The sequence below is a fragment of the Pseudonocardia yunnanensis genome (genome assembly GCF_039534065.1).
In the GTDB taxonomy this organism is placed as follows: domain Bacteria; phylum Actinomycetota; class Actinomycetes; order Mycobacteriales; family Pseudonocardiaceae; genus Pseudonocardia; species Pseudonocardia yunnanensis.
In genome coordinates this window covers 279,760-302,014 of record NZ_BAAAUS010000023.1, presented here as the reverse complement: position 1 = coordinate 302,014, position 22,255 = coordinate 279,760, and the positions used below count along the sequence as shown (strand labels likewise).

22 protein-coding genes and 1 pseudogene are annotated in these 22,255 nt (G+C 69.6%); 13 read left to right on the top strand and 10 right to left on the bottom strand.

The window, feature by feature from the left end:
- Nucleotides 1-24 precede the first annotated feature (24 nt).
- The 3 genes from ABD743_RS21225 to ABD743_RS21215 all read left to right on the top strand — a co-directional run bounded on the left by ABD743_RS21225 (nt 25) and on the right by ABD743_RS21215 (nt 1,781).
- Nucleotides 25-753: a MerR family transcriptional regulator gene (locus ABD743_RS21225; RefSeq protein WP_344723867.1), complete on the top strand. Its 729-nt coding sequence runs from the start codon at nt 25-27 to the stop codon at nt 751-753.
- A gap of 73 nt (nt 754-826) precedes the next feature.
- Nucleotides 827-1,360, top strand: a complete 534-nt coding sequence (locus tag ABD743_RS21220; RefSeq protein WP_344723866.1) for a YbhB/YbcL family Raf kinase inhibitor-like protein — start codon at nt 827-829, stop codon at nt 1,358-1,360.
- Nucleotide 1,361: 1 nt separating this feature from the next.
- The gene (locus ABD743_RS21215; RefSeq protein WP_344723865.1) at nt 1,362-1,781 is read left to right on the top strand and encodes an acyl-CoA thioesterase; all 420 of its coding nucleotides are present in this window, start codon (nt 1,362-1,364) and stop codon (nt 1,779-1,781) included.
- Nucleotides 1,782-1,787: 6 nt separating this feature from the next.
- Here the strand turns inward: ABD743_RS21215 and ABD743_RS21210 are convergent, their stop codons facing one another.
- Nucleotides 1,788-2,180: a DUF3224 domain-containing protein gene (locus tag ABD743_RS21210; RefSeq protein WP_344723864.1), complete on the bottom strand. Its 393-nt coding sequence runs from the start codon at nt 2,178-2,180 to the stop codon at nt 1,788-1,790.
- Nucleotides 2,181-2,420: 240 nt separating this feature from the next.
- Here ABD743_RS21210 and ABD743_RS21205 point away from each other — a divergent pair, with 240 nt between their 5' ends.
- Nucleotides 2,421-2,993, top strand: a complete 573-nt coding sequence (locus ABD743_RS21205) for a TetR/AcrR family transcriptional regulator (protein ID WP_344723863.1) — start codon at nt 2,421-2,423, stop codon at nt 2,991-2,993.
- Here ABD743_RS21205 and ABD743_RS21200 read toward each other — a convergent pair.
- Nucleotides 2,957-3,106 (bottom strand): annotated as a pseudogene (locus ABD743_RS21200) (helix-turn-helix domain-containing protein); the annotation flags it as partial. The gene ABD743_RS21205 and the pseudogene ABD743_RS21200 sit on opposite strands and share 37 nt — an antisense overlap.
- A 167-nt stretch (nt 3,107-3,273) precedes the next feature.
- On the opposite strand from ABD743_RS21200, the gene ABD743_RS21195 reads away from it, so the two are divergent.
- The gene (locus tag ABD743_RS21195) at nt 3,274-3,774 is read left to right on the top strand and encodes a dimethylsulfonioproprionate lyase family protein (RefSeq protein WP_344723862.1); all 501 of its coding nucleotides are present in this window, start codon (nt 3,274-3,276) and stop codon (nt 3,772-3,774) included.
- A gap of 267 nt (nt 3,775-4,041) precedes the next feature.
- Nucleotides 4,042-7,323: an ATP-binding protein gene (locus ABD743_RS21190; RefSeq protein ID WP_344723861.1), complete on the top strand. Its 3,282-nt coding sequence runs from the start codon at nt 4,042-4,044 to the stop codon at nt 7,321-7,323.
- 68 nt (nt 7,324-7,391) lie between these two features.
- Here ABD743_RS21190 and ABD743_RS21185 read toward each other — a convergent pair whose 3' ends face one another.
- Together ABD743_RS21185 and ABD743_RS21180 are read right to left on the bottom strand one after the other, a co-directional pair.
- A complete protein-coding gene (locus ABD743_RS21185; protein ID WP_344723860.1) occupies nt 7,392-8,228 on the bottom strand; it encodes an alpha/beta fold hydrolase in 837 nt (278 codons plus the stop codon).
- Nucleotides 8,229-8,505: 277 nt separating this feature from the next.
- Nucleotides 8,506-9,270 carry an enoyl-CoA hydratase/isomerase family protein gene (locus ABD743_RS21180; RefSeq protein ID WP_344723859.1) on the bottom strand — a complete coding sequence of 255 codons (765 nt, stop codon included), beginning with the start codon at nt 9,268-9,270 and terminating at the stop codon, nt 8,506-8,508.
- 77 nt (nt 9,271-9,347) lie between these two features.
- Here ABD743_RS21180 and ABD743_RS21175 point away from each other — a divergent pair, with 77 nt between their 5' ends.
- Genes ABD743_RS21175 through ABD743_RS21160 form a run of 4 tightly spaced genes read left to right on the top strand, consistent with a single transcriptional unit; the run spans nt 9,348 to nt 11,788 of the window.
- Nucleotides 9,348-10,433 carry an S-(hydroxymethyl)mycothiol dehydrogenase gene (locus tag ABD743_RS21175; protein WP_344723858.1) on the top strand — a complete coding sequence of 362 codons (1,086 nt, stop codon included), beginning with the start codon at nt 9,348-9,350 and terminating at the stop codon, nt 10,431-10,433.
- Entirely contained in the window at nt 10,430-11,065 is a 636-nt protein-coding gene (locus tag ABD743_RS21170; RefSeq protein WP_344723857.1) for an MBL fold metallo-hydrolase, read from the top strand. The genes ABD743_RS21175 and ABD743_RS21170 overlap by 4 nt, the downstream gene beginning before the upstream one ends.
- 46 nt (nt 11,066-11,111) lie before the next feature.
- The gene (locus ABD743_RS21165) at nt 11,112-11,399 is read left to right on the top strand and encodes a type II toxin-antitoxin system Phd/YefM family antitoxin (protein ID WP_344723856.1); all 288 of its coding nucleotides are present in this window, start codon (nt 11,112-11,114) and stop codon (nt 11,397-11,399) included.
- Nucleotides 11,396-11,788: a type II toxin-antitoxin system VapC family toxin gene (locus ABD743_RS21160; protein ID WP_344723855.1), complete on the top strand. Its 393-nt coding sequence runs from the start codon at nt 11,396-11,398 to the stop codon at nt 11,786-11,788. The genes ABD743_RS21165 and ABD743_RS21160 overlap by 4 nt, the downstream gene beginning before the upstream one ends.
- A gap of 4 nt (nt 11,789-11,792) precedes the next feature.
- On the opposite strand, the gene mtnA is transcribed toward ABD743_RS21160, so the two are convergent.
- Nucleotides 11,793-12,767, bottom strand: coding sequence for an S-methyl-5-thioribose-1-phosphate isomerase (gene mtnA / locus ABD743_RS21155; protein ID WP_344723955.1), 975 nt, complete (start codon nt 12,765-12,767; stop codon nt 11,793-11,795).
- 50 nt (nt 12,768-12,817) lie between these two features.
- Between mtnA and ABD743_RS21150 the strand changes: the two genes are divergently transcribed.
- The 3 genes from ABD743_RS21150 (at nt 12,818) to ABD743_RS21140 (ending at nt 16,583) form a co-directional block, all read left to right on the top strand.
- Nucleotides 12,818-13,873, top strand: a complete 1,056-nt coding sequence (locus tag ABD743_RS21150; RefSeq protein WP_344723854.1) for a gamma-glutamylcyclotransferase family protein — start codon at nt 12,818-12,820, stop codon at nt 13,871-13,873.
- Nucleotides 13,874-13,953: 80 nt separating this feature from the next.
- Nucleotides 13,954-15,315 (top strand): MFS transporter, encoded by a 1,362-nt coding sequence (locus ABD743_RS21145; RefSeq protein ID WP_344723853.1) that lies wholly within the window; start codon nt 13,954-13,956, stop codon nt 15,313-15,315.
- A 59-nt stretch (nt 15,316-15,374) separates the two neighbouring features.
- Complete coding sequence (locus ABD743_RS21140) at nt 15,375-16,583, top strand: amidohydrolase family protein (RefSeq protein ID WP_344723852.1); 1,209 nt, start codon at nt 15,375-15,377, stop codon at nt 16,581-16,583.
- Nucleotides 16,584-16,652: 69 nt separating this feature from the next.
- Here ABD743_RS21140 and ABD743_RS21135 read toward each other — a convergent pair whose 3' ends face one another.
- The 5 genes from ABD743_RS21135 to ABD743_RS21115 all read right to left on the bottom strand — a co-directional run bounded on the left by ABD743_RS21135 (nt 16,653) and on the right by ABD743_RS21115 (nt 22,173).
- Nucleotides 16,653-17,765 (bottom strand): amidohydrolase family protein, encoded by a 1,113-nt coding sequence (locus ABD743_RS21135; protein WP_344723851.1) that lies wholly within the window; start codon nt 17,763-17,765, stop codon nt 16,653-16,655.
- 7 nt (nt 17,766-17,772) lie between these two features.
- Entirely contained in the window at nt 17,773-19,461 is a 1,689-nt protein-coding gene (gene groL / locus ABD743_RS21130; RefSeq protein ID WP_344723850.1) for a chaperonin GroEL, read from the bottom strand.
- Nucleotides 19,462-19,556: 95 nt separating this feature from the next.
- The gene (gene mimD, locus ABD743_RS21125) at nt 19,557-19,937 is read right to left on the bottom strand and encodes a propane 2-monooxygenase effector subunit MimD (RefSeq protein WP_379659326.1); all 381 of its coding nucleotides are present in this window, start codon (nt 19,935-19,937) and stop codon (nt 19,557-19,559) included.
- Complete coding sequence (locus tag ABD743_RS21120) at nt 19,934-21,121, bottom strand: ferritin family protein (RefSeq protein ID WP_344723849.1); 1,188 nt, start codon at nt 21,119-21,121, stop codon at nt 19,934-19,936. Before ABD743_RS21120 ends, mimD begins: the two co-directional genes overlap by 4 nt.
- Nucleotides 21,118-22,173 (bottom strand): FAD-binding oxidoreductase, encoded by a 1,056-nt coding sequence (locus ABD743_RS21115; protein ID WP_344723848.1) that lies wholly within the window; start codon nt 22,171-22,173, stop codon nt 21,118-21,120. The genes ABD743_RS21120 and ABD743_RS21115 overlap by 4 nt, the downstream gene beginning before the upstream one ends.
- Nucleotides 22,174-22,255: the final 82 nt, after the last annotated feature.

Sequence of the window (22,255 nt, the reverse complement as noted above, 5' to 3'; positions counted from 1 at the left end):
CAAGCCGTGACGTAATGTGACGCCATGGTGGCCACCTTCGGTCCTGATCAGGGCGATCTCATGACCATCGACCAGCTGGCCGAGCGCTCGGGAATCAGGGTGCGCAACATCCGGTTCTACGCCGGGCGCGGGCTGATCCCACCGCCGCAGCTGCGCGGGCGCACCGGGCTGTACGGGCCCGACCACCTGGCCCGGTTGGAGCTGGTTAGCGAGCTGTCCGCGCTCGGGTTCACGTTGTCGGCCATCGAGGGCCACCTGGAGCGCCTGCCGGCGAGGGCGGGCGCGGCCGAGCTCGCCCTACAGCGCGCCCTGCTGGCCCCCTGGGTGCCCGAGGAGATCGAGGAGATCGACCGCGCCGAGCTGGACCGCCGAGCCGGGCGCACCCTTTCCCATGACGAGCTCGCGACGCTCGTGGAGCTCGGCGCCGTCACCCCGCTCGACGACGGCCGGGTGCGGCTGCACGGCACCACCGTGCTCGGCATCGGCGTCGCCGTGCTCGACTCCGGGCTGCCCACCCACCTCTGGCAGCACGTCCACCAGCTGATCGAGCAACACACCACGGCCCTGGCCGAGGACCTGATGAAGCTGTTCCAGGACGAGATACTGCAGCCCTACCGCGACCGCGGCCGTCCGGCCGAGGAGCGCAGCCGGCTGGCCGCCGCTCTCTCGCAGCTGAAGCCCCTCACCATGCGCGGTGTCATGACGGCGTTCGGGAGGGCGGTCAACAAGACGATCCGCGAGCGCATCGGGTAATCCCTCGGGCCATGGACGATGATCGGGCCGCACACCACGCCATCGCTCATGACGACGAGAGGAAGGACGGACGATGAGCCGTAATCCCTACGACGAACTGCCCGAGGTCGGGTCGTTCACGGTGACGAGCAGCGATGTCACCGACGGTCAGGCGCTCGACAACGCCCAGCTCAGCGGGATCATGGGGGCCGGCGGCCAGGACGTCTCGCCGCAGCTGGAGTGGAGTGGCTTCCCGGAGGGCACCCGCTCCTTCGCCGTCACGGTGTACGACCCCGACGCCCCCACCGCCTCCGGCTTCTGGCACTGGGCGGTGCTCGACATCCCCGCGTCGGTCACCTCGCTCCCGAGCGGCGCAGGCGACGACAAGGGCGCCGGCCTGCCCGACGGAGCCATCCAGCTGGCCAACGACGCCGGCGCCAAGCGGTTCATCGGCGCGGCTCCCCCGCCCGGACACGGCCCGCACCACTACTACATCGCTGTGCACGCCGTGGACGTCGACAGCCTGGGCGTCCCGGAGGGAGCCACTCCGGCGTTCCTGGGCTTCAACCTGTTCAGCCACACGCTCGCCCGCGCCGTGATCGTCGGGACCCACGAGAACAAGGGCTGAGGTGGGCGAGCTCTTCAGCCACCCCGTCTCGGTCCGCTACCTGGAGGTCGACGCCCAGGGCGTGGTCTTCAACTCGTGGTACCTCGCGTACTTCGACGATGCGATGACCGCGTTCCTCAAGGCGCGCGGCCTTCCCTATCGCACGATGGTGGAGGCCGGCTACGACGTGCAGCTCGTGCGCTCGGAGATCGACTGGCGCTCCGGCGTGCGCTGGCAGGACGAGATCGAGGTCGTCGTGGCCACCGCACGCATCGGGCGCACCAGTTTCGCCCTGGACTTCGAGGTGCGCCGGGACGGCAGTGAGGTCACCTGCACGGGCCGCACCGTCTACGTCGTGATCGCCACGGACGGCTCGGGGAAGCGGGAGATCCCGGCGCTGATCGCCGACGCGCTGGGCGAGCCCGCACCCCTGCACGCCTGAAGCGCGTCAGGGCAGCTCGTAGTCGAACGTGTAGGTGTGCTCCCCTTCGGGAGTCTTGACGATCGAGAGCTCGCCGCGCAGGCCCCTGAGGTCGCCGGTGGCGGAGTCGGGCACCACGTCCACACGGAAGTCTCCGCCGCCGGCGCTCCCGGCCGCCGAGTGACGGAACACGAAGGTGCCCTTGCGCCCGTCGATCTCGCCGCGCACCCGTTCGATGCCGACGTAGGCAGCCGAGCCCTCCTGCGCGAGCGCCTGCAGCAGCTCCGCGTCGCTCGTGCCCGAGATCCCGCCCTCGAACGTCTTCGAGTTGCTCACCCGCACCAGCTTCGCGCCCTCGGCGTCGTCGATGACGTCCTCGTCCCAGCGCGTGAGGTCGAACCGGCCGCTCGTGCTCGTCATGCCGCGATCATGCCCACCGTGCTCGCGCCGGGATTGGACGAACGCGACAGCCGCACGGCCAGTGTCGGGCACGAGGTACCGCAGCATCCGGGCGACCCCTCACGCCCGGGCGGCTGGACTGCCCCGTGCCCGACAAGCTCTCCACCGCGATCCCGGGCTCGGAGCGCAGCGCGGACCGACCCGGAGACCGTGGTTGATCCATACGCCACCGTATGGTCTTCCGTACGCTAGCGTACGGAGGTGGCAGTGCGAAAGCGACTGACCGCGGCTGACTGGACGACTGCGGCCCTCGACGCCCTCACCGAAGGCGGGGTGGCCGCCGTGGCCGTCGAGCCCATCGCCGCTCGGCTCGGCACCACGAAGGGCAGCTTCTACTGGCACTTCAGCAATCGGGACGCCCTGCTGGAGGCGGCGCTGCTGCGATGGGAGCGGGTCAACACCGAGGAGATCATCGCGCTCCTCGATGCCGACCCGGACCCACACAGCAGGCTCCGCCACCTCATGACCTTGGCCCTGGGGCACCCCGACGACCGCCCCGGCGACCACGTGATGCTCGCCCTTCAGGCCAGTGCGAACCACCCACTGGTGGCACCCGTGTTGGCCAGGGTCACCCGGCGGCGGCTCGACTACATCACCGAGCTGTTCACGGCCTCCGGCCTTCCGCACGACCAGGCCCGCCGGCGAAGCCTTCTCGCCTACACCGCCTTCCTCGGGCACGCGCACCTCGCCACCACCAGCCCCGAGCTCGTTCCCATGGGGGCCGACCGGCACGACTACGTCGACTCGGTGGTCGCCACGCTCACCAGAGCGTGACAACCCGCGCGTTCCACGTCCGCGTCGGTGATCATGCGGGGCCGGCCCGGACGAGGCTCGTCCAGCAAAGCCTCCAGCCGATCGGCGGCAAACCGGTTACGCCACTTCGTGACCATGTTGCGTGATCCCGAGCCCCCAGCGATCTGGCCGTTCGACTCGTCAGGCGCATCCGCGCACGCCGGCACGACCACTGACAATGAGTAACGACTCAGGAAACTACTGCCGAGGATCCAACTGGACCCCAACTCAGCTCCAATGGACGCCGCGCACAATCGGACACATGACTTATCCACCCTTGTACCACGGCGACAACGGCGAGATAAGCACTACGTTGCGCCGGAACGGCAGCGAACCCGAACTGGTATACCCGAACGGCTCCCGCGTGCATTACCTGGCGACAGGCAAGTCGACCGGTGGGCTGTTCGGTCTGCACCGTTACGAGTTCGGACCCGAATTGACCGGCCCCGATCCGCATTTTCATCGGTCGACGAGCGAGTCATGGTATATATTGTCCGGCAGCATGCGCATCTACGACGGCACGCAGTGGGTGACCACAGAGCAGGGCGACTACGTGCACGTCCCACCCGGCGGCATCCATGCGTTCAAGAACGAGTCGGGCGCGCCGGTATCGATGCTGCTGCACTTCTCTCCCGGCGCCCCGCGCGAGGAATTTTTTGAGGGCGTGGTCCGGCTGGCACAGATGACCGACGAGGAGAAGGTAGAGTTCTTCCATTTCCACGACACCTTTGGGATGAGCGGCGGCTTCACCGTCGACGGATGAGGCTGAGCCGGACCCAGAAACCCCGGTCCGACTCAGCCTCGCTTTGCCGATGAATAACGAGTCGGCGGCGTCCCGAGTATGAAGGTGCCCTGTCGGATGGCCGGAGGGAGTCTCACCCTCCGGCTCCACAGAGCCTTCACAAGCGGGGTCCGAGTGGGATTATCCATCTCCGGCGTCTTGTTCCGCAGCCGTTTGAACTTGCGTCGGAAGAACCGCATCAGATAGGCGTTGATGCGTTGCAGGAGCGAGAGCTACGCTCTACCGATCATGTTGCTACGGGTTCTGGGACCGTTCGCGCTCGATGCGGCCGATCTCGGCGGGCCCCGCCAGCGTGCGGTACTCGCCCGGCTCGTCGTCGCGCGCGGCGCCGTAGTCTCTGTCGACCGGCTGATCGAGGACGTCTGGAGCGGCGAGGCGCCTCCGCGCGCGATCGCATCACTCAGGGCATACGTCTCCAACCTGCGGCGCGTCCTGGAACCGGGCCGGCCGTCTCGCACGCGTGCCGAGTTGCTGGTCTCCGCCGCGCCTGGATACGCGTTGCGGCTGCCGTCCTCGGCGGTCGACGCCTGGCGATTCGAGCAGGCGTTCACAGCGGCGCGCTCGGTCGCCGACACCGACCCGAATCGGGCTCGGCAGCTGCTCGTCTCCGCGTTAGGGCTGTGGCGTGGCGCCGCGTTTGCCGAGTTCAGCGACGAGCCGTGGGCGCGGCCGGAGGCGATCCGGTTGGAAGATCTGCGATGGGCGGCCCGGGAGCTGCGGGCCGCGGTTTCATTGCGTACGGGCGAAGCTGTGGAGGCGGTCGGCGAGGCGGAGGCGCTGACCCGTGAGGCGCCGTTGCGGGAGGAGCCGTGGCGATTGCTGGCACTCGCCCTGTGGCACACCGGTCGGCAGGGCGATGCCCTGGCCGCGTTGCGCCGCGCGCGTACGACGCTCGCCGAGGAGTTGGGCCTGGACCCCGGGTCGGCGCTGGTAGCGCTCGAGTCCGCGATTCTCACGCGGCGCCCCGATGATCTCCCGGCGCCGCCGCAGAAATCGCCGGTAGGCGAGCGACGCGTGGCGGCCGAGCCATTCGTGGGCCGGGAGGCCGAGCTCGCGACCCTCGCCGAGACGGCCCGCGACGCGGTGCGCGACGGCGTGCGGTTCGGCCTGGTGACCGGAGACGCCGGAGCGGGAAAGACCACCCTGCTCACCCACCTGCGACGCCACCTGGAGACCGGTGGATGGGTGGTCGCCGCCGGTCACTGCCCCGAAGTCGAGGGGGCGCCGCCGGCACTGGCGTGGGTGGAGGCGCTCCGCGAGCTCGCCGCCGCGGAATCGCCCGGGTCACTTGCGGCCGAGTTGGCGCCGTTGCTGGACGATGCCGGCCCTGACGGTGGCGCGCGCGATGTCACGGACGGACGGTTCCGGCTGCACCAGGCCGTCCGTGAATGGTTGGCTGCCGCGTCAGCGCGCCGGCCCGTCGCAATCTTGCTGGACGATCTGCATGCCGGCGACACGGAAACGCTACGACTGCTGAACGCGATGAGCGAGATCGACGCCACCGTGCTGTTCGTGCTCGCGTTTCGTCCCGCCGAGCAGTCGCCGCGGCTAGCCGGCTCGTTGGCCGCCCTCGCCCGGCGTTCGCCCACTCGCGTACATCTCGACGGGCTGAGCATCGAGGAGGTGCAACGGCTGGTCGGCGCCTTCACCCGGACACCGGTCGATGCGGAGACACTCGCAACGCTCGCCGAGCGGACCGGGGGCAACCCCCTGTTCGTACGGGAATCGGCTCGTCTCCTGGCGTCCGAGGGTATTCCTGTCGCGATTTCCGAAGTGCCCGAAGGCGTACGGGATGTGCTGCGAGCACGGCTTGCGAGATTGCCGGGGGAAGCCGTGGCCGTGCTGCGCCTGGCCGCCGTCGCCGGGCGGGAGGCTCAGGTGGAAACGCTGGTCCGGGCCGCCGACGCGGACGAGGGGACGGTGCTGGATGCGCTGGAGACCGGTCTCGGCGCCGGGTTGCTGACCGAGCCCAAGCCAGGGTGGGTGCAATTCGTGCATGGCTTGGTACACGACACCCTTTACACCGACGTTCCGTTGTTGCGGCGGGCTCGGATGCACGCACGAATAGCGGAGCATTTGCGGACGGACGATCATCCGGCGCTGGCCCGGCATTATCGGGCCGCCGCGTCGTCGGACACCGCACCACTGGCCGTCGAGCACGCAGTCCGGGCCGCGGAGAGCGCCGAGCGCCGCTATGCGTACGACGCCGCGATCCGGCTGCTGACCGACGCGCTCGACGCCGCCGACATGGTGCCCGGCGACCGGGATGCCTTGCGCGTGGATGTGCTCGGCCGCCTGCTGCGCGTGCAGGTCCGCGCCGGCGCACTGTCCGCTGCCCGGGAGAGTCTCGTCCGCGCCGTCGACACCGCCGTCGAGTCGGGGCGTGATGACCTGCTGATCGCGGCGTTCACTACGTGGCGGGTGCCGACGCCGTGCCTGACCAGGGCCTACCGCATCGTCGACGATCGCATCGTCGACCTGCTCACCATGCTGGTGCGCCGGAACGACCTGGCACCGGCTGACCGCTTCCTGCTCAACGCCGTACTGGCCGCCGAGCTGGAAGGTGAACCGGATCCGCGCGGTGTTGAGGCCGGCATCCAGGCATTGGCCCTGTCCCTGACCATCACGGACCCCGAGTGGAAAGCGCTCGGCCTAACGGCGCGTCTGCGGACGATGAGCCACCACCGGGAAGCCCGAGAGCGAGCCGAACTCGCCACGTCGCTACGCCTCCTCGCCGAGAAGCATGGCCTCGTGGCGTACCGCTGGTACGCCGAGCAAGTGATAGGTCACAGCGCGGCCGTACTCGGCGAGCCCGCTGAGGTGCGCGCAAGCATCACACGGCAAGGTGCCATCGCCGACACCTACAAGCTGGCCGAACCGCAGGCGATCAACCTCGCATCCCGGGGCGCGCTGGCGCACATCACGGGTGACTTCGCGGCAGCGAAGCGCTTCTACGACGAATGTTCCGCCCAGATGCGGAAACACGGATCGATAGGTGCTGACGCCATCCAGTTCGCGGGCACCAGCAGCGTCCTACTCAGCCAAGGCGGCTTGGCGTCGCACCTGGACGCGACCCGCCTCGCCCGCAAGTCGCACGGTCCTATGTTCGATGACCTGCTCGCGCTGGTACTCATGCATGCCGGCCAGACCGACGAGGCACGCACCGTGCCGGTCGGCGCCTATCCTTGCCCTCCCGAAGACATCTTCCAGACCGGCCTGCTGGCCATCCGGGCCAGGGCCCTGATCGCGCTCGGGCGAAAAGACTTGGCGCAACCCGTCATCGACGCCCTCCTGCCCGTACGCAACCTGCTCGCGGGCCTCTCGAGCGCAACGATCGTCATCGAACCGGTCGCCCTGGCCCTCGGCAGACTGTTCCAACTTCAGGGCCGATCCTCCGAGGCCGACGAGCACTTCACGATGGCAGCCTCGATAGCGCGGCGCTGGGAATCACCGCACTGGCTGGCCGAAGCTCTACGCCGTGGCTCTGCTGCGAAGGCTTGGGCCGCTTGAGCCCCGCCTTCACACCGGCAAGCCGCGCAAAAGCTCAGCGGTTTGCCGACGGGTAGCGCGCGAGCGTTTCAATGCCGCTTCAGGAAATCCAGCAGGATCGCGTTGAAGCGATCAGGCTGCTCCCAGTTCGGCGCATGCCCTGCCTCTTCGATGATCTCCACCCGGGCGTGGCGAAGATGACTTGCCTGCAGGCGCAGCATCGACGGCGGCGTGTAGAGGTCGGCGCTTCCGGTGAGAAGAAGCGTCGGCGTCCTGATCGTCTCCACAGCAGCCCATGTGATCGCGTTCGCGTTCTTCTGAGTCAGTTGCTTGCCGGAGATCGCCTCCTCTTCCAGCTTCAGCCATGCCGCTGCGCCTGCTGGATTGCCGGCGCGATAGGACGGTCCAAGCTCCTGGAAGTCCTTCGGCAGCGAGGTGAAAAACGACGGGCGAACGAGATTGGTGAGGAGATCGATGTAGCTCTTGTCCGTCACGCCCATGATCGTGGACGCGAGTGTCAGGCTGAGCAGGCGATCCGGATGAGACAGCGCGTAATCGGTTGCGACCGTGCCGCCGGCAGCCAGCCCGAGGACGTGGAACTCATCGATCCCAAGAAGATCGACAAGTTCGTTCAGATCGACAGAGGCTACGCCGGGATTGTCAGGGTCGCCTTCGGCGGATTGGAAATGCCCACGCCGTGAATAGCCGATGACGCGATAGCCCGCTTTCGCGAGCACGGGCTGCTGATAGCCCCAGGACGCGCCGCTGCCGGTGCCGGGATGGAGCAGCACCACCGCCGGCCCCTCGCCGCCCGTGTCCCAGAACCAGAGTGACGTGCCAGATATCGGCGCCATGCTTTCCCTGGCCAGCACCTGCTCCGGCAAGGGAACCGGCGTCCACATCTCAGGCGTTGCGTGCGCGCTCATACCTCAGCTCCTGCCGTCGCGCCGATCGCCAAGTCCGGCCATACTGGCAAACATTCCCTGGAAACGTTCGGCCGGCTTCGGGTCGAAGGTGAACCGCCGCCCTCCGGGCGGGCCGTAGCGCTGATCTCGCCGCCGTCGCCGTGGTACAGGGCTGATGGATAAGTCATGCACCAAACAATGCGTCGCGTCCATTGGAGCCGAGTTGGGATCCAGTTGAACACCTGAGACGGCAGCCGCAGTTCGGTCGCCACGCTCACCAGACCGTGACGACCCGCGCTCACCGCCGAGCGACGGAGTCCATGTAGCGGGCCGTCCAGCCGTCGGCGGCGCGACGGCTCCACAGCGCCGTCACCGCCGCGTCCTCGTCGGCGTACCGGGCGGTGCGCTCCATGGCGTCACGGCGCAACTGCGCCTTCGTCAGGGCGAACGTGTCGGGCGGCACCTCCGTGGCCATCGCCCTCGCCGTGGCGACGGCTTGCGGGAGCACCTCCTCCGGCGGCAGCACGCGGTCGACGAGCCCCATGGCCAGCGCTTCGGCAGGCGAGTAGGTCAGGGCACCGATCGTCAGCCTGCGCGCCGCCACGTCGCCCACGGTGTGGCGCAGCACCTCGATCGCGATCCGCGGGAACGGTGGGCCCACCCGGGCCTCCGGCACCCCGATCCGCCCTCCGCCCTCGGCCATGAGCCGGATGTCCGCGCACGCGGCCAGCACGCAGCCCCCGGCGATCGCATGTCCGTTGACCGCGGCGACCACGGGCTTCGACAGCTCGAAGACCGCACGGAACGACTCGCACAACGCCGGCAGGAACCGTTCGACGTACGGCGTACCGCCGGCAAGGAAGCGCTTCAGGTCGACACCTGCCGAAAAGGCGCGGCCCGATCCGGTGACGACCACGGCCCGGACGGGGCTGGTGGCGAGGGTGCGAAAGCGCTCCGCGATCGCCTCGCACAGCTCGATGTCCATCGCCCCGACCGGACCGTGGTCGAGCCTCAGTACCGCGACACGATCGTCACCGCTGCCGTCATCCTCGAGCTCGATCATGCCCGAAACCTACGCACCGTCCCGTCCCATGGCACGCTGCGCATGGGACCGTCCAGAGCAGAGAGTCGAGGGAGAACATGTCACAGAAGGTGCGTGGGGTCGTCGCTCGCAAGAAAGGCGAGCCGGTCTCGCTGGAGACGATCATCGTGCCGGATCCGGGCCCAGGTGAGGCCGTGGTGAAGGTGCAGGCGTGCGGGGTCTGCCATACCGACCTGCACTACCGCGAGGGCGGGATCAACGACGAGTTCCCGTTCCTCCTCGGCCACGAGGCAGCCGGGATCGTCGAGTCCGTGGGCGAGGGCGTCACCGACGTCGAGCCGGGCGACTTCGTGATCCTCAACTGGCGCGCCGTCGACGGCACGTGCCGCGCTTGCCGCCGCGGTGAGCCCTGGTACTGCTTCTCCACCCACAACGCCACCCAGAAGATGACGCTGGAGTCGGGTGAGGAGCTCACCCCCGCTCTCGGCATCGGCGCGTTCATCGAGAAGACGCTGGTCCACGCCGGGCAGTGCACGAAGGTGAACCCGGCGGTCAAGCCGGAGGCGGCGGGTCTGCTGGGCTGCGGCGTGATGGCCGGCATCGGCGCCGCGATCAACACCGGCAAGGTCGGGCGCGGCGACTCGATCGCCGTCATCGGCTGCGGTGGCGTGGGCAACGCCGCGATCGCCGGCGCGAACCTCGCCGGGGCCACCACGATCATCGCGATCGACGTCGACGACCGGAAGCTGCAGTGGGCGAAGGAGTTCGGCGCCACCCACACCATCAACTCGCGGCAGCAGGATCCGGTCGAGGGCGTGCAGGCGCTGACCGACGGAAACGGCGCGAACGTCGTCGTCGACGCGGTCGGCCGGCCCGAGACGTTCAAGCAGGCGTTCTACGCTCGCGACCTGGCCGGCACCGTCGTGCTCGTCGGCGTGCCGACGCCGGACATGACGATCGACCTGCCGCTGATCGACGTCTTCGGCCGCGGCGGCGCCACCAAGTCGTCCTGGTACGGCGACTGCCTGCCCAGCCGCGACTTCCCGATGCTCGTCGACCTGCACCTGCAGGGCCGGCTGCCGCTCGACAAGTTCGTCAGCGAGACGATCGGGCTCGAGGACGTCGAGGCCGCGTTCGAGAAGATGCACAAGGGCGAGGTACTGCGATCGGTGGTCGTGCTGTGACGCCCCCCGGCCCGATCGACCACGTCGTCACTTCCGGGACGTTCTCGCTGGACGGCGGCACGTGGGAGGTGGACAACAACGTCTGGATCGTCGGCGACGAGAACGAGGTGCTCGTCATCGACGCCGCGCACGACGAGGAGAAGATCGCGGCGGCCGTCGGCGGGCGGCGCGTGGTGGCCGTCGTGTGCACCCACGCCCACGACGACCACGTGAACCGGGCGCCCGCACTGGCCGACCGGTTCGCCGCACCGATCCTGCTCAACCCGGCCGAAGCACCGCTGTGGGAGATGACCCACCCGAACCGGGCGCCCGATCGGGAACTCGCCGACGGCGACGTGCTGACCGCGGGCGGGGTGGAGCTGCGGGTCCTGGTGACGCCTGGGCACTCCCCCGGCTCGTCCTGCCTGTACGCGCCCGAGCTCGGCACCGTCTTCAGCGGCGACACGCTGTTCCAGGGCGGCCCGGGAGCGACCGGGAGGTCGTACTCCAGCTTCGACACGATCATCGACTCGATCCGGGAGAAGCTGCTCACGCTGCCTGGTGACACGGTCGTGCGTCCCGGCCACGGCGACTCCACCACGAGCGGCGAGGAGGCGCCGCACCTGGAGGAGTGGATCGCGCGGGGTCACTAGCCGCCTTACTACGGACGTCGTAGCACATAGGTGCTACATTCCCTCCGTGGGTGAACCGGAGAGCATCGGCATCCGCGAGTTGCGCCAGCATGCCTCGCGGTACGTCGCCATGGCCAAGGCGGGCAAGCGGGTGCCGGTGACGGTGCGGGGCGAGCTGGTGGCGTACCTCGTGCCGGCCGAGGAGCCCACCTCGATCCTCGACCGGCTGGAAGCGGCGGGTCAGCTGCGGCGCGGCCGTGGCAACATTCTCGATCTGCTGCCGCCGCCGGCGGAGCCGGGCGAACCGTCCCTGTCCGAGGCGCTGCGGCAGATGCGCGACGAGGAACGGTATTGATCTACGTCGACACCTCGGCGCTGCTCAAGCTCGTGCGCGACGAGGCGGAATCGCGAGCGCTGCGGGGTTACCTGGCTGCCGATGGCACACCTGGCCTCCTCTCCAGCGCGCTCATCGCCATCGAGGCCCGCCGCGAGACCATGCGGTCGAACCCCGCACGGCTGCCGCGCATCGACATGCTGCTCGCGACCGTGACACAGGTCGAGATCTCCGCGGCCGTCGTCGAGTCGGCCGGTCGGCTCCCGGATCCGATGCTCCGTTCTCTCGACGCCATCCACCTCGCCACGGCGCTGCTCGTGCGGGAGGAGCTCTCCGTCCTGCTGAGCTATGACGAGCGGCTCCTGGACGCCGCGGCGGCGCACGGGATCCCGACGGCCGCCCCGGTCTGACCTCTCACGTACCGGGACGCCAGACCCGTTCCTCGGTGACGACGGCCGTGACCAGGTCGGCAGGCGTCACGTCGAATGCCGGGTTCCAGGCCGCGCTGCCCTCCGGGGCCATCTTCACCCCGCCGACGACGAGCACCTCCTCGGCGGCCCGCTCCTCGATCTCGATGGCGGCACCGTCGGGGGTGGCAGGGTCGAGCGTCGACTCCGGCGCCGCCACGACGAACGGGATGCCGGCCCGCGCCGCGGCCAGGGCCAGCGGGTAGGTGCCGATCTTGTTGGCGACGTCTCCGTTGGCCGCCACCCTGTCGGCGCCGACGACGACCGCGTCCACGAGCCCACGGGCGATGATCGAGGCGCCTGCCCCGTCCACCACCAGCCGGAACGGCACCCCCATCGCCGCCAGCTCGACGGCGGTGATCCGCGAGCCCTGCAGGACCGGGCGGGTCTCGTCGGCGACGACGTTGGCGACGCGGCCTGCCTCGTGCAACGACCGAATCACACCCAGAGCGGTGCCCCACTCGACGCAGGCCAGGGCACCGGCGTTGCAGTGCGTGTGCAGGCGCAGCGGCTCCGGGCCGCACAGCTCGGTGAGCAGGTCGGCGCCACGGGCGCCGATGGCGCGGCAGGCCGCGATGTCCTCCTGGAGCACCGCTTGCGCCGCCGCGAGCACCGCCTCCGGGCCGTCGGCCGCTGCGGCCATCGCGCGCCGCACCCCCACCGCGAGGTTCGTTGCGGTCGGCCTCGCCGCGGCGAGCCTGGCGGCGACGGCCGCCAACTCGGCACCCGCGACGGACCTGGCCGCGAGCGCGACCCCGAGAGCACCGGCCGCACCGAGCGCGGGGGCGCCGCGCACGACGAGCCGACGGATCGCGTCGACGAGCTCGTCGGCATCGTCGATGTGCACGATGCGCAGCTCCGGCAGCGCTGTCTGGTCAACCAGCGCGATACGGCCGTCCACCCAGTCGATCGTCTGCGGCAGCACCGATCGAGCGTAACGGGCCGCGTGCGTGATCGGGTTACCGTCGAGAAGTGTCCTGGCCCGATGCCGACTTCCCTGCCGACCCCTACCCCGGTGCCGTCCCACCGTCCTCCTTCGTACATCTCGACGAAGTCTCGTATCCGGTGCGCCCCGACCAGCATTCCGGTTGGCTCGTCTCGAACGCAGGCGAGACGCCGCTCGACACATGGCTCGTCGGCCACGGCTGCGCACCCGCCGCGGAGCGCGTCCCCGTGCTCGCCTACGGCTCCAACCGCTGCCCGAGCAAGATCACGTGGTTGCGCCGCGAGCTCGGGCTGGGGCCCGACCCGGTGGTGGTCCTGCGCGCCCGAACCCACGACGTCGCCGCGGTCTGGGCCGCCGGGCTCCGCCACCGCGACGGGCAGCGCCCCGCGGTGCTGGCGGCATCCCCGGGAACGGTCGAGGATCACGCTGTGTGGCTGGCCACACCTGAGCAGATCGCGGTGCTAGACCGCTGCGAGGGTCGCGACGAGCGGTTCCGCCTGGCTCGGCTGCGCACCGGCGATGTGCACCTCGAGGACGGCACGCGCCTGGACGCCCCATGGTGCTACCTCGGGCACGCCGCCATCCGCCGCCCGCTGCTCGTCGACGGGGCGGCCGTGCGCTGCGCGGACGTGCCACAGGCGGCGGCCGTCGAGCTGACGGGGGAAGCCGCTCCCGGCGACGGCCTCGATGCCGTCACGGTGCACGGCGAGCCGCACCCCGACGAGTGGCCTGCCGCGCTTTTCGCCTACGGCCTGCTGCAACCGGGCAACCCGTCGTGGGACCGCCTTGCGCCCCACGTGGCGGGCGCCCCTGTGCGCGGCACCGTCAACGGCACCGTGCTCGACACCGGACGCGGCTATCCGGCGCTGCTCCCGGGCACCGGCGACCGTGCTCCCGGCTGGCTCGTGCCACTGCGCGATCCGGTCGCCGCGTTCCCCGCCATCGACGAGTACGAGGGCCCCGAGTACCGGCGAATCCGGACAGCGGCAGGGCCCGGCGAGCGTTCGTGCTGGGTGTACGCGTGGCAGGCGCCGTCCCGCGGAATGCCCCGGCTCGCGGCGGGATGGCCCCCGAAGGGCTGACCTGCGGCCGCCGTCCGTCCTGCATCGACGATCCCTCCGGGCTAGCGTCGAGCGCCGTATGCGGATTTGGGCGGTGAACCATGAGTGACGACGAGCGACCGGATGTCGCCGATCAACCGGATGTACGGACGGTGCGGCGGGCCGTGGCCGGCGCGGCCATGGGCAACGCGGTGGAGTGGTTCGACTACGCCATCTACAGCTACCTCGTCACGAGCATCGGGCTGAACTTCTTCCCCGAGGCCAACCCCGCGGCACAGACGATGCTGGTCTTCGCCGGCATCGCGATCCCGTTCGTGCTGCGCCCGTTCGGTGGGGTGTTCCTCGGCCCGCTCGGCGACAAGTTCGGCCGCCGCCGGGTACTGGCCGTCACGATCCTCATGATGTCGGGCTGCACGTTCTTCATCGGTCTCATCCCGAGCTACAACACGATCGGCATCGCGGCACCCATCCTGCTGTTGCTCGCCCGGCTCATCCAGGGCTTCTCCACGGGCGGCGAGTACGGCGGCGCGGCAACGTTCATTGCCGAGTACGCGCCCGACCGCAAGCGCGGCTTCTACGGCAGCTTCCTCGAGTTCGGCACGCTCACCGGCTACGTGCTCGGCGCGGGCATCGCCACCACCGTCCAGCTCTCGCTGTCCGACGAGGCGCTGAACTCGTGGGGCTGGCGCATCCCGTTCCTGATCGCCGGGCCGCTCGGTCTGATCGGGTTCTACCTGCGGAACCGGATCGAGGACACCCCGGCATTCCGCAGCTGCGAGCGCGCGGGCGAGACCACCCAGGCCCCGTTCAGCGAGGTCGTCAGGACGTACTGGCCCCAGATCATCAACCTGATCGGCTTCGTGATCCTGCTCAACGTCGCCGACTACACGCTGCTGACCTACATGCCCACGTACCTGACTCAGGTGCTGGAGATCAGCGACACCGAGGCGTTGATCGTCATCATCGGCGTGATGATCGGGATGATGCTCGTGATCGCGCCGGTCGGCGCGTTGTCGGACCGGGTGGGCCGCAAACCTCTGCTGCTCACCTCGGCGGTCGGCTTCCTGATTCTCGCCTACCCGGCCATCGCGCTGGTGGGCATGCGCGACCCGCTCCCGGTGACGGCCGGAATGGTGATCCTTGCAGTGCTACTGGTGCTCATGCTGGGCACGATCGGCTCGGCGCTGCCGGCGATGTTCCCCACGCGCAACCGGTACGGGGGCTTCTCCATCGGCTACTCGGTGTCCACGGCGTTGTTCGGCGGCACCGCTCCGCTCGTCATCACGGCGCTGATCGACCGCACCGGCAACACGGCCGTGCCGGCCTTCTACCTGATGGGCGCGGCGGCGGTCGCGATCATCCCGATCCTGCTCATGCCCGAGACGGCGCGTATCTCGATCAGCCACCCCACGAAGATCCCGGGCACGGAGCCGGTCGAAGCGGCCGGCACTCTCGCCCGGTAGCCCCCCGAAGGCGCCGCTCGCACAGGGCGGCGTGCTTGGGTGAGGGTGTGGATCACACAATGGGTTCGCGGCTCAGCGCCGCACGTGTCCTCGTCACGGACGCCGCACTCGCCGACGGGCATTCCCCCACCCTCGTTCCGGGCGTGTGGCTCCTGGCGGAGCACGGAACGGTGACCGGCCTGTGGACCGAGGGAGACCATCCGGATCCCCGATCACTGGGCGACGTCACGGTGATCGACGGCGCGGGGACGTCGATCGTGCCGGGCATGGTCGACTCCCACGCCCACGTGTCGATGCCCGGCGGCGCCCGCTGGATCGAACGCGGCGGGGACCCGTTGGACGAGCTGCTCGCGGTCGGTGAGGAGAACGCCGAGCTGATGCTGCGTGCCGGCATCCGATGGGCCAGGGACGTCGGCTCACCCCGCCGGCTCGATCCGGGGAGCGGCGACGAACGGGCGGTGAGCCTGCTCCTGCGCAACCGGTGGCAGGGCAGGCAGGACCGCCCGTACATCCGCGCGGCGGGCACCTGGGTCAGCCGCAAGGGCGCCCTGCCAGAGGGTCTGACCGTCGAGGTGGAGCACGGCGCCGACCTCGTCGGCGCGGTGCGGCAGCAGCTCGACGAGGGCGCCGACCTGGTCAAGCTGTACCTCGACGGGCCCGACCCCGATACCGCTCCCTTCACCGTCTCCGAGGTCCGCGCGGCGGTGCAGGTGGCCCACGATCGCGGTGCCACGGTCGCCGCCCATGCCACGGCTCTCTCCGGCAACCGCGTCGGCGCGGAGGCGGGGGTGGACAGCCTCGAGCACGCCTACGAGCTCGACGACGACACGGTGGCCCTCATGAAGGCGGGCGGCGTCGCGATGGTCGCCACCCTCTCCGTGCTGTACTCCTGGTCGACCTTCGCGCAGACCACCGCCATCCCCCGGTTCACCGAGGCGGACGCACGCCGCAGGATCCAGGACCGCCAGGAGATCGCACGGGCGAGCGTGCGGCTCGCCGACGCCGGGGGCGTCACGATCGCCGCGGGGTCCGACTTCGGGGGCGGCTCGCTGCGTGCCAACCAGCTCGCCTGGGAGGTGGAGGCGCTCGTCGCGGCGGGGGTCTCCCCGCAGACGGCCCTGGCGGCGGTGACGTGGCGCGGGGGTGACCTGCTCGGGATCCCGCACGCCGGGCGGCTCCGCGTAGGCGACCCCGCCCACTTCAGCCTGGTACACGGCGACCCGCTGTCGGACCCGACCGCCCTCTGGCGGGTCTGGCTCACGCGATGACGGCAACGAGCGGCACGTTGGTCCCATGGCTTCGGACGGACGTGCCGCTCGTCCGATCTCCGGTGGCGGTCAGGCGCCTGCTGCAGCCGTGGCCGGGACGCTGCGGCCGATGCGATACAGGCGCGCCGCGTTGCCGCCGAGCACCGCGCGCTTGGCGGCCGTGTCGAAGCGCGGGTAGCGATGGCGCAGCTCGTCGGGGAAGCGGTACGCCGCGAGCTCGCGCACCAGCCGGCCGGGCCGCACCAGCGGGTACCCGCTGCCGAAGAGCAGCCGCTCCGGCCCGTACGCCGCGAGAAGCTGCCCGAACGCGTGGGCGAAGTCGAGTGAGTCCGTCCACGGCAGGATCTCCGTGAGCAGGATGTAGACGTTGGGCAGCTCCGCCAGCCGGCAGAGCCGGGGACCGGGCAGGCAGCCCGCGCCCAGCACGAACCGGATGTCCGGCAACGCCCGGGCCAGCTCCCGGAACTGCGCCACGTCGAACCCGGCGGGTGCCACCCGCTCGGCCGCTCTCGTCCGCGCCGGAAGGGCGGAGCCCGCCCGCACGGGCTCCGCCCATCCCGGCACCCGGGGCGGGCGGTCTCGCGCCGCCCCGGGTGGTGATGTGGTGGTGCCCTTCTCCTCGCGCCGCCACGGCGCGGGCAACGTCGAGGGGCCGACACCGATGTGCACGACGTCCGCCCCGGCTGCACCGCACCGGGCGAGGGTGCGGCGCAGCCACGGGTCACCCAGGCGTTGCCAGCCCGCAGGCCTGCGCCGTTCGCACAGCGTCAGCCCTCGCAGGTCGAACCGCCGCACCCGCGGTCCGAGCCCGCGCGCCCCCGGCTGCCCGCCGCCGGGGTCGAGCTCACCGCTCAGTACGAACCGCCCGGGCATCCACCCGGCGATCTCCGCGTGCCACTCCAGCGGGCTGAAGCCCAGCACGAACAGGTCGCCGAGCACCACGGGCTGCAGCACCGCACGGTCGACGTAACCGCCCTCGAAGACGTCACGCGTCAGGCTGTGCTCGGAGACGCGCTCCACGTCGTGGGGCGGCAGGCCCGCACCGTCGAGCTCCCGGTGCCTGCGCAGCAGGTCCGTGGCATAGGCCTCGCCGTCGGGAATCGCCTGGTTGTGCGGGCTCGCGTCCCACACGTGCACCTGGGCGTCGATGACGAGGATCCGCTGGCCCCCGACGGTGAACATGGCGCGTCTAGCCGACCGACGGGCCGAGGCCCAGCGACTGCGGCGTGCTGGAGTCGGGCGACGGTTGCGGGATGCCCTCGTCGAGCGGCCCGAACTCGGTCATCAGCGACTTGTTCCAGGGCGTGACCTCCTCGGCCACCAGCGAGTTGGTGGTCAGGATCAGCCCCGCGACCGATGCGCCGTTCTGCAGGGCGGAGCGCACGACCCGGAGCGGGTCGATGATGCCCATCTCCACCATGTTCCCGTAGCGGCCCTCCAGTGCGTCGAAGCCCTCGTCGACGCCCATCGCCGTGACCTGCTTGACCACATCGTCGCCGTCGTACCCGGCGTTGAAGGCGATCAGATGCACGGGCTCGGTGAGCGCTTGGCGCACGATCTCGACGCCGATCCGGTAGTCGCCGGCGACGTCGAGCTTGTCGAGCACGGGCTCGGCATGCAGCAGCGCCGAGCCACCGCCCGCCACGATGCCCTCTGCGATGGCCGCCCGCGTGGCCTGCAGCGAATCGTCGACGCGGTGGCGCACCTCCTTGGCCTCCGCGTTGGTCGGGGCCCCGACCCCGATGATCGCGGCCTTGCCGGAGAGCCGGGCGATGCGTTCGGAGAAGAAGTCCTCGTCCGTGCCGATGGTGGCGCGGGCCAGCTCGGCGCGCAGCTGCGTGAGCCGCAGCTCGAGCGCCTCACGGTCTCCGCCACCGCCGATGATGGTGGTGTTGTCGCTGGTCACCCGGACCTGGGTGGCGCGGCCGAGGTGCTCCACCGTCATCTGTTCCAGGGAGAACGAGGAGCTCTTGCTGTGCACCTTGCCGCCGCACAGCGCGGCCATGTCCTCCAGCAGGTGGATGCGCTTCTGGCCGAAGCCTGGCGCCTTGATCGCGACCGTCTGGAAGACCCGGTTGACGTGGTTGTGCACGAGCATCTGCAGCGCGGTGCCCTCGACGGTCTCCGCGACGATCACCAGTGGCCGCCGCTCGGCACGCATGATCTTGTCGAGCACCGGCATGATCGACTGGACATCCTTGATCTTCTCCGCGGAGAAGAGGATGTACGGGTCCTCGACGATCGCCTGGAGCGTGCCCGGGTTCGTCACCATGTACGGCGAGACGTAGCCGTTGTCGAACTCGAAGTCCTCCACGAACGACACCGACAGACCGAGCAACGGCGAGTCCTCGACGGTGACGACGCCGTCGTCGCCCACGGTGTGCAACGCCCGTGCCACGGCCCGGCCGATCGCGTAGTCGTCGTTGGCGGAGATCGCGGCGACGCGCGCGTAGTCCTCCTCGGACGACACCGGGTGTGCCACCTCGGCGAGCCGCTCGACGAGGGCGGCAACCGCCGTGTCGATGCCACGCTTGACCAGCACGGGGTTGCCGCCTGCCGTGATGGCCTTCATGCCCTGCCGGACGATGGCCTGCGCCAGGACGGTGGCGGTGGTGGTGCCGTCGCCGACGGTGTCGTTGGTCTTGACCGCGGCTTCCTTCACCAACTGGGCGCCCATGTTCTCGAACGGGTCGCGCAGATGGATCTCGCGAGCGATGGTCACGCCGTCGTTCGTGACCTCGGGGGACCCCGTGATCTTCTCCAGGATGACGTTGCGGCCCTTCGGGCCCAGAGTGCTCTTGACGGCCTCGGCGAGTTGGTCGACGCCTGCCTGCAGGAGGCGGCGGCCCTCCTCACCGAAACGCAATTCCTTGGCCATAACGGGGACCTCCAGAGACGTTGGTCTGCGGCGCGGGTGCGGATCAACGAAAGAGCCGGGCCGCCGCCCACGACGGGACGGCGGCCCGGACCTGGTTACGAGACGGGCTTGAGGTCGAAGTCGATGTACTCGGCTGCGTCCTCGGGGTTGGCGAACATGATCGTGCGGTCGTCGAGGTGCACCATGCGGCCGTAGTGGGTGGACATGGCCTCCTCGAACTCGGCCGCGTTGAACCAGCCCTCCTCCTCGCCGGCCTCCTCGTCGACGTCGGCGTAGATGAGCTCGAACTTGCCCTGGCCGTCGACGCGGATCATCGAGGGCAGGTGAGTCACCTTGACGTTGTCGATTCTGGTCAGCACGTTCGAGATGAGTACGCCGACTTGGCTGTTCATCAGGGTGAAACCGCACATGTTCGATGCGGTGTTGTTGGATTGGAAGCGGCTCTCGGCCGCGCCGGTCGTCGGTGTGGTCGTCACTGCTTCAGCTCCTCGGGGGTCTGGAGACCGAGATCGCTGCAGATCCCGGCAAACCGGTTCTTGGCCCTGTCGAGGCCGTCTTCGAAGCGCGGCGGCTTGTGGTCGACTGCCGACCAGAGCGGCTGCATCGTGCGGGCCGCCTCGAGCGCCTGCGGCACCCACTTGCTCAGCCAGCCCTGCAAGAGCTGCCTGTTGTGCTCGGCGAACTCGCGGTCCTGCACGAGCGGCCCGAAGCACGAGACCGTCCAGCGCAGGTCACGCTGGGCGTAGTCGTACTCCCCGGCACCCATCACCGTGGGGGTGACGAAGTCGCCGTGCGGCGCCGCGGACTGCATCACGAGGTTGCTGCGGAACAGCTCGCCCACGAGCGGCTCGAACACGACGTTGGCGGCGAAGATCGCTTCGCACCAGTCGTCCTCGACAGCCGTGAGGGCCTCGGTCAGCTTGCGGGCGCCCTGCCACTCGACGTCGTTGTTCCACGCGTCGAGATGCGCGACGCCGTCGAACCCGTCGATCTCCTCGGTCAGCGTGAGGTTGTACAGCGCCAGATCCTGCGCGAACCGGATCTTGTGCGCACTGTTCACCGCCATCGCCGTGTTGTGCATGTTCGTCGGGCCGGAGCGCTCGTTCGACGCGAACACGTAGAGCCCGAGGATGTGCTCGATGTGCATCCACGCACCGACGTGGCGCTCGACGAACCGCACCCAGTTCGGAGCCCAGAAGTCGAACGACTTGGCGTTGCGCGCGTTCTCGACGTTCTGGTTCAGCTGCCGGACAACGTTGGCGTTGTACCGGTAGATGGTCTGTTCCCACTCCTCGTTGGGGTCGCGGAACTCGTGCCAGCCGTGCGCCGGCCAGTTCTCCACGGGCAGGCCGCCCGTGCCGATCCCACGCTGGGGCTCGGGCAGGTCGACACCCCAGGCCTTGAGCTTGGTCCAGTGCAGCGGGTAGCCGGTCTCGCCGTCGGCGAAGCCGTAGATCCAACCCTGCGTCAGGTAGTGCCGCGGGTCGGGCTGCACCTCGACGGTGACGTCCTCGTAGTGGGTCTGCTTGCGCTTCGCGGGTGAGAAGTAGTTGTACCGACGGGCGCTGGCGCCGGAGTCGGGGAACTCGCGCGCCCCGGCCTCCGCGTCGGTGAAGACGGGCTTCGGGACGCTGCGTTCTGGGCGCTCGGTGGTGGTCATGGGCCGTCCTCGCCTTCCGGTTCACCAGTGGTGGTGAACTTGTCGTAGAAGATCTGGTTCTCACTCACTCCCAGCGCGGTCAGCGTTGCGATGGCCGCATCCACCATCGGCGGCGGACCGCAGACATAGGCATCCACTCCTCCCAACCCGGACTCACGGCTCTTCACGACCTCGGTGATCAGGCCCGTCGCCCCACTCCATTCGTCATCCGCCGCGGGCTCCGACAGCGCGGGGACGTAGGTGAAGTCGGTCAACCGGCCCCCGAGTTCTGCCAGCTCCTCGGTGAAGCAGAGGTCGCGTAGCCCACGAGCGCCGTAGTAGAAGGTGACCTTGCGCTCGACCCCTCGTTCGGCCATCGACCTCAGTAGTCCGAGCATCGGGGCCATCCCCGCACCGCCGCCGACGAACAGCAGGTCGGACGTGCGGCTCTCGCGGAGGGTGAAGGTGCCGAACGGCGCCTCCACCTGCAGACGGTCCCCGATCTCGACCTTCTCGGCGAGATGCTCCGAGAACAGGCCGCCCGGGTAGATCTTGATGACGAACTCCAAGAGACCGTCCCGGTTCGGCGTGTTCGCCATCGAGAACGACCGGCTCTCATCCGTGCCCGGAACCTTGAAGTCCATGTACTGCCCGGGGAAGAACTTGATCTCCTCGGGCTCGACGAGGCGCACGACGAGGTGTCGCATGTCGTGCGTCACCGCCTCGTTGGACACCACCTCGACCGTGCCGGTGCGCAGCGGGAGCCCGCCCCGGATGATCTCCTCGTCGTAGTTGAGGAGCTCGATGACGAGGTCCTCGTAGGCGTGTGCCCGGCAGAGCAGCGTCTGCCCCTCCTCCCTCTCGAAGTCCGGGAGCGCGAAGGTCGAGTACTTGTCGAGCTCGATGTCCTCACCCTCGAGGACGAAGGACTTGCACGCCGCGCACTGGCCTTCCTTGCAGCCGTGCATGAGCTGGACGCCCTGCTCGGCCGCAGCGCGCAGGATGGTTTGGTCCTCGTCGACCTCGATCTCGATGCCGACCGGTTCGAACCGGACGACGTGCTTGTCACCCAACTGATCTCAAGCCCTTCGGCTCGTGCGGGGAATGAGCGGAGTACGAGCAGGGCCAAGCAGGGGGAGGGCCGTTCGCGCGACC

Coding starts and splice junctions, on each gene's coding strand:
- ABD743_RS21190 (WP_344723861.1), top strand. CDS start 4,042: ATGTTGCTACGGGTTCTGGGACCGTTCGCGCTCGATGCGGCCGATCTC.
- ABD743_RS21175 (WP_344723858.1), top strand. CDS start 9,348: ATGTCACAGAAGGTGCGTGGGGTCGTCGCTCGCAAGAAAGGCGAGCCG.
- ABD743_RS21225 (WP_344723867.1), top strand. CDS start 25: ATGGTGGCCACCTTCGGTCCTGATCAGGGCGATCTCATGACCATCGAC.
- ABD743_RS21180 (WP_344723859.1), bottom strand. CDS start 9,270: ATGATCGAGCTCGAGGATGACGGCAGCGGTGACGATCGTGTCGCGGTA.
- ABD743_RS21140 (WP_344723852.1), top strand. CDS start 15,375: ATGGGTTCGCGGCTCAGCGCCGCACGTGTCCTCGTCACGGACGCCGCA.
- ABD743_RS21135 (WP_344723851.1), bottom strand. CDS start 17,765: ATGTTCACCGTCGGGGGCCAGCGGATCCTCGTCATCGACGCCCAGGTG.
- ABD743_RS21185 (WP_344723860.1), bottom strand. CDS start 8,228: ATGAGCGCGCACGCAACGCCTGAGATGTGGACGCCGGTTCCCTTGCCG.
- ABD743_RS21145 (WP_344723853.1), top strand. CDS start 13,954: ATGAGTGACGACGAGCGACCGGATGTCGCCGATCAACCGGATGTACGG.
- ABD743_RS21210 (WP_344723864.1), bottom strand. CDS start 2,180: ATGACGAGCACGAGCGGCCGGTTCGACCTCACGCGCTGGGACGAGGAC.
- groL (WP_344723850.1), bottom strand. CDS start 19,461: ATGGCCAAGGAATTGCGTTTCGGTGAGGAGGGCCGCCGCCTCCTGCAG.
- ABD743_RS21195 (WP_344723862.1), top strand. CDS start 3,274: ATGACTTATCCACCCTTGTACCACGGCGACAACGGCGAGATAAGCACT.
- ABD743_RS21120 (WP_344723849.1), bottom strand. CDS start 21,121: ATGACCACCACCGAGCGCCCAGAACGCAGCGTCCCGAAGCCCGTCTTC.
- ABD743_RS21220 (WP_344723866.1), top strand. CDS start 827: ATGAGCCGTAATCCCTACGACGAACTGCCCGAGGTCGGGTCGTTCACG.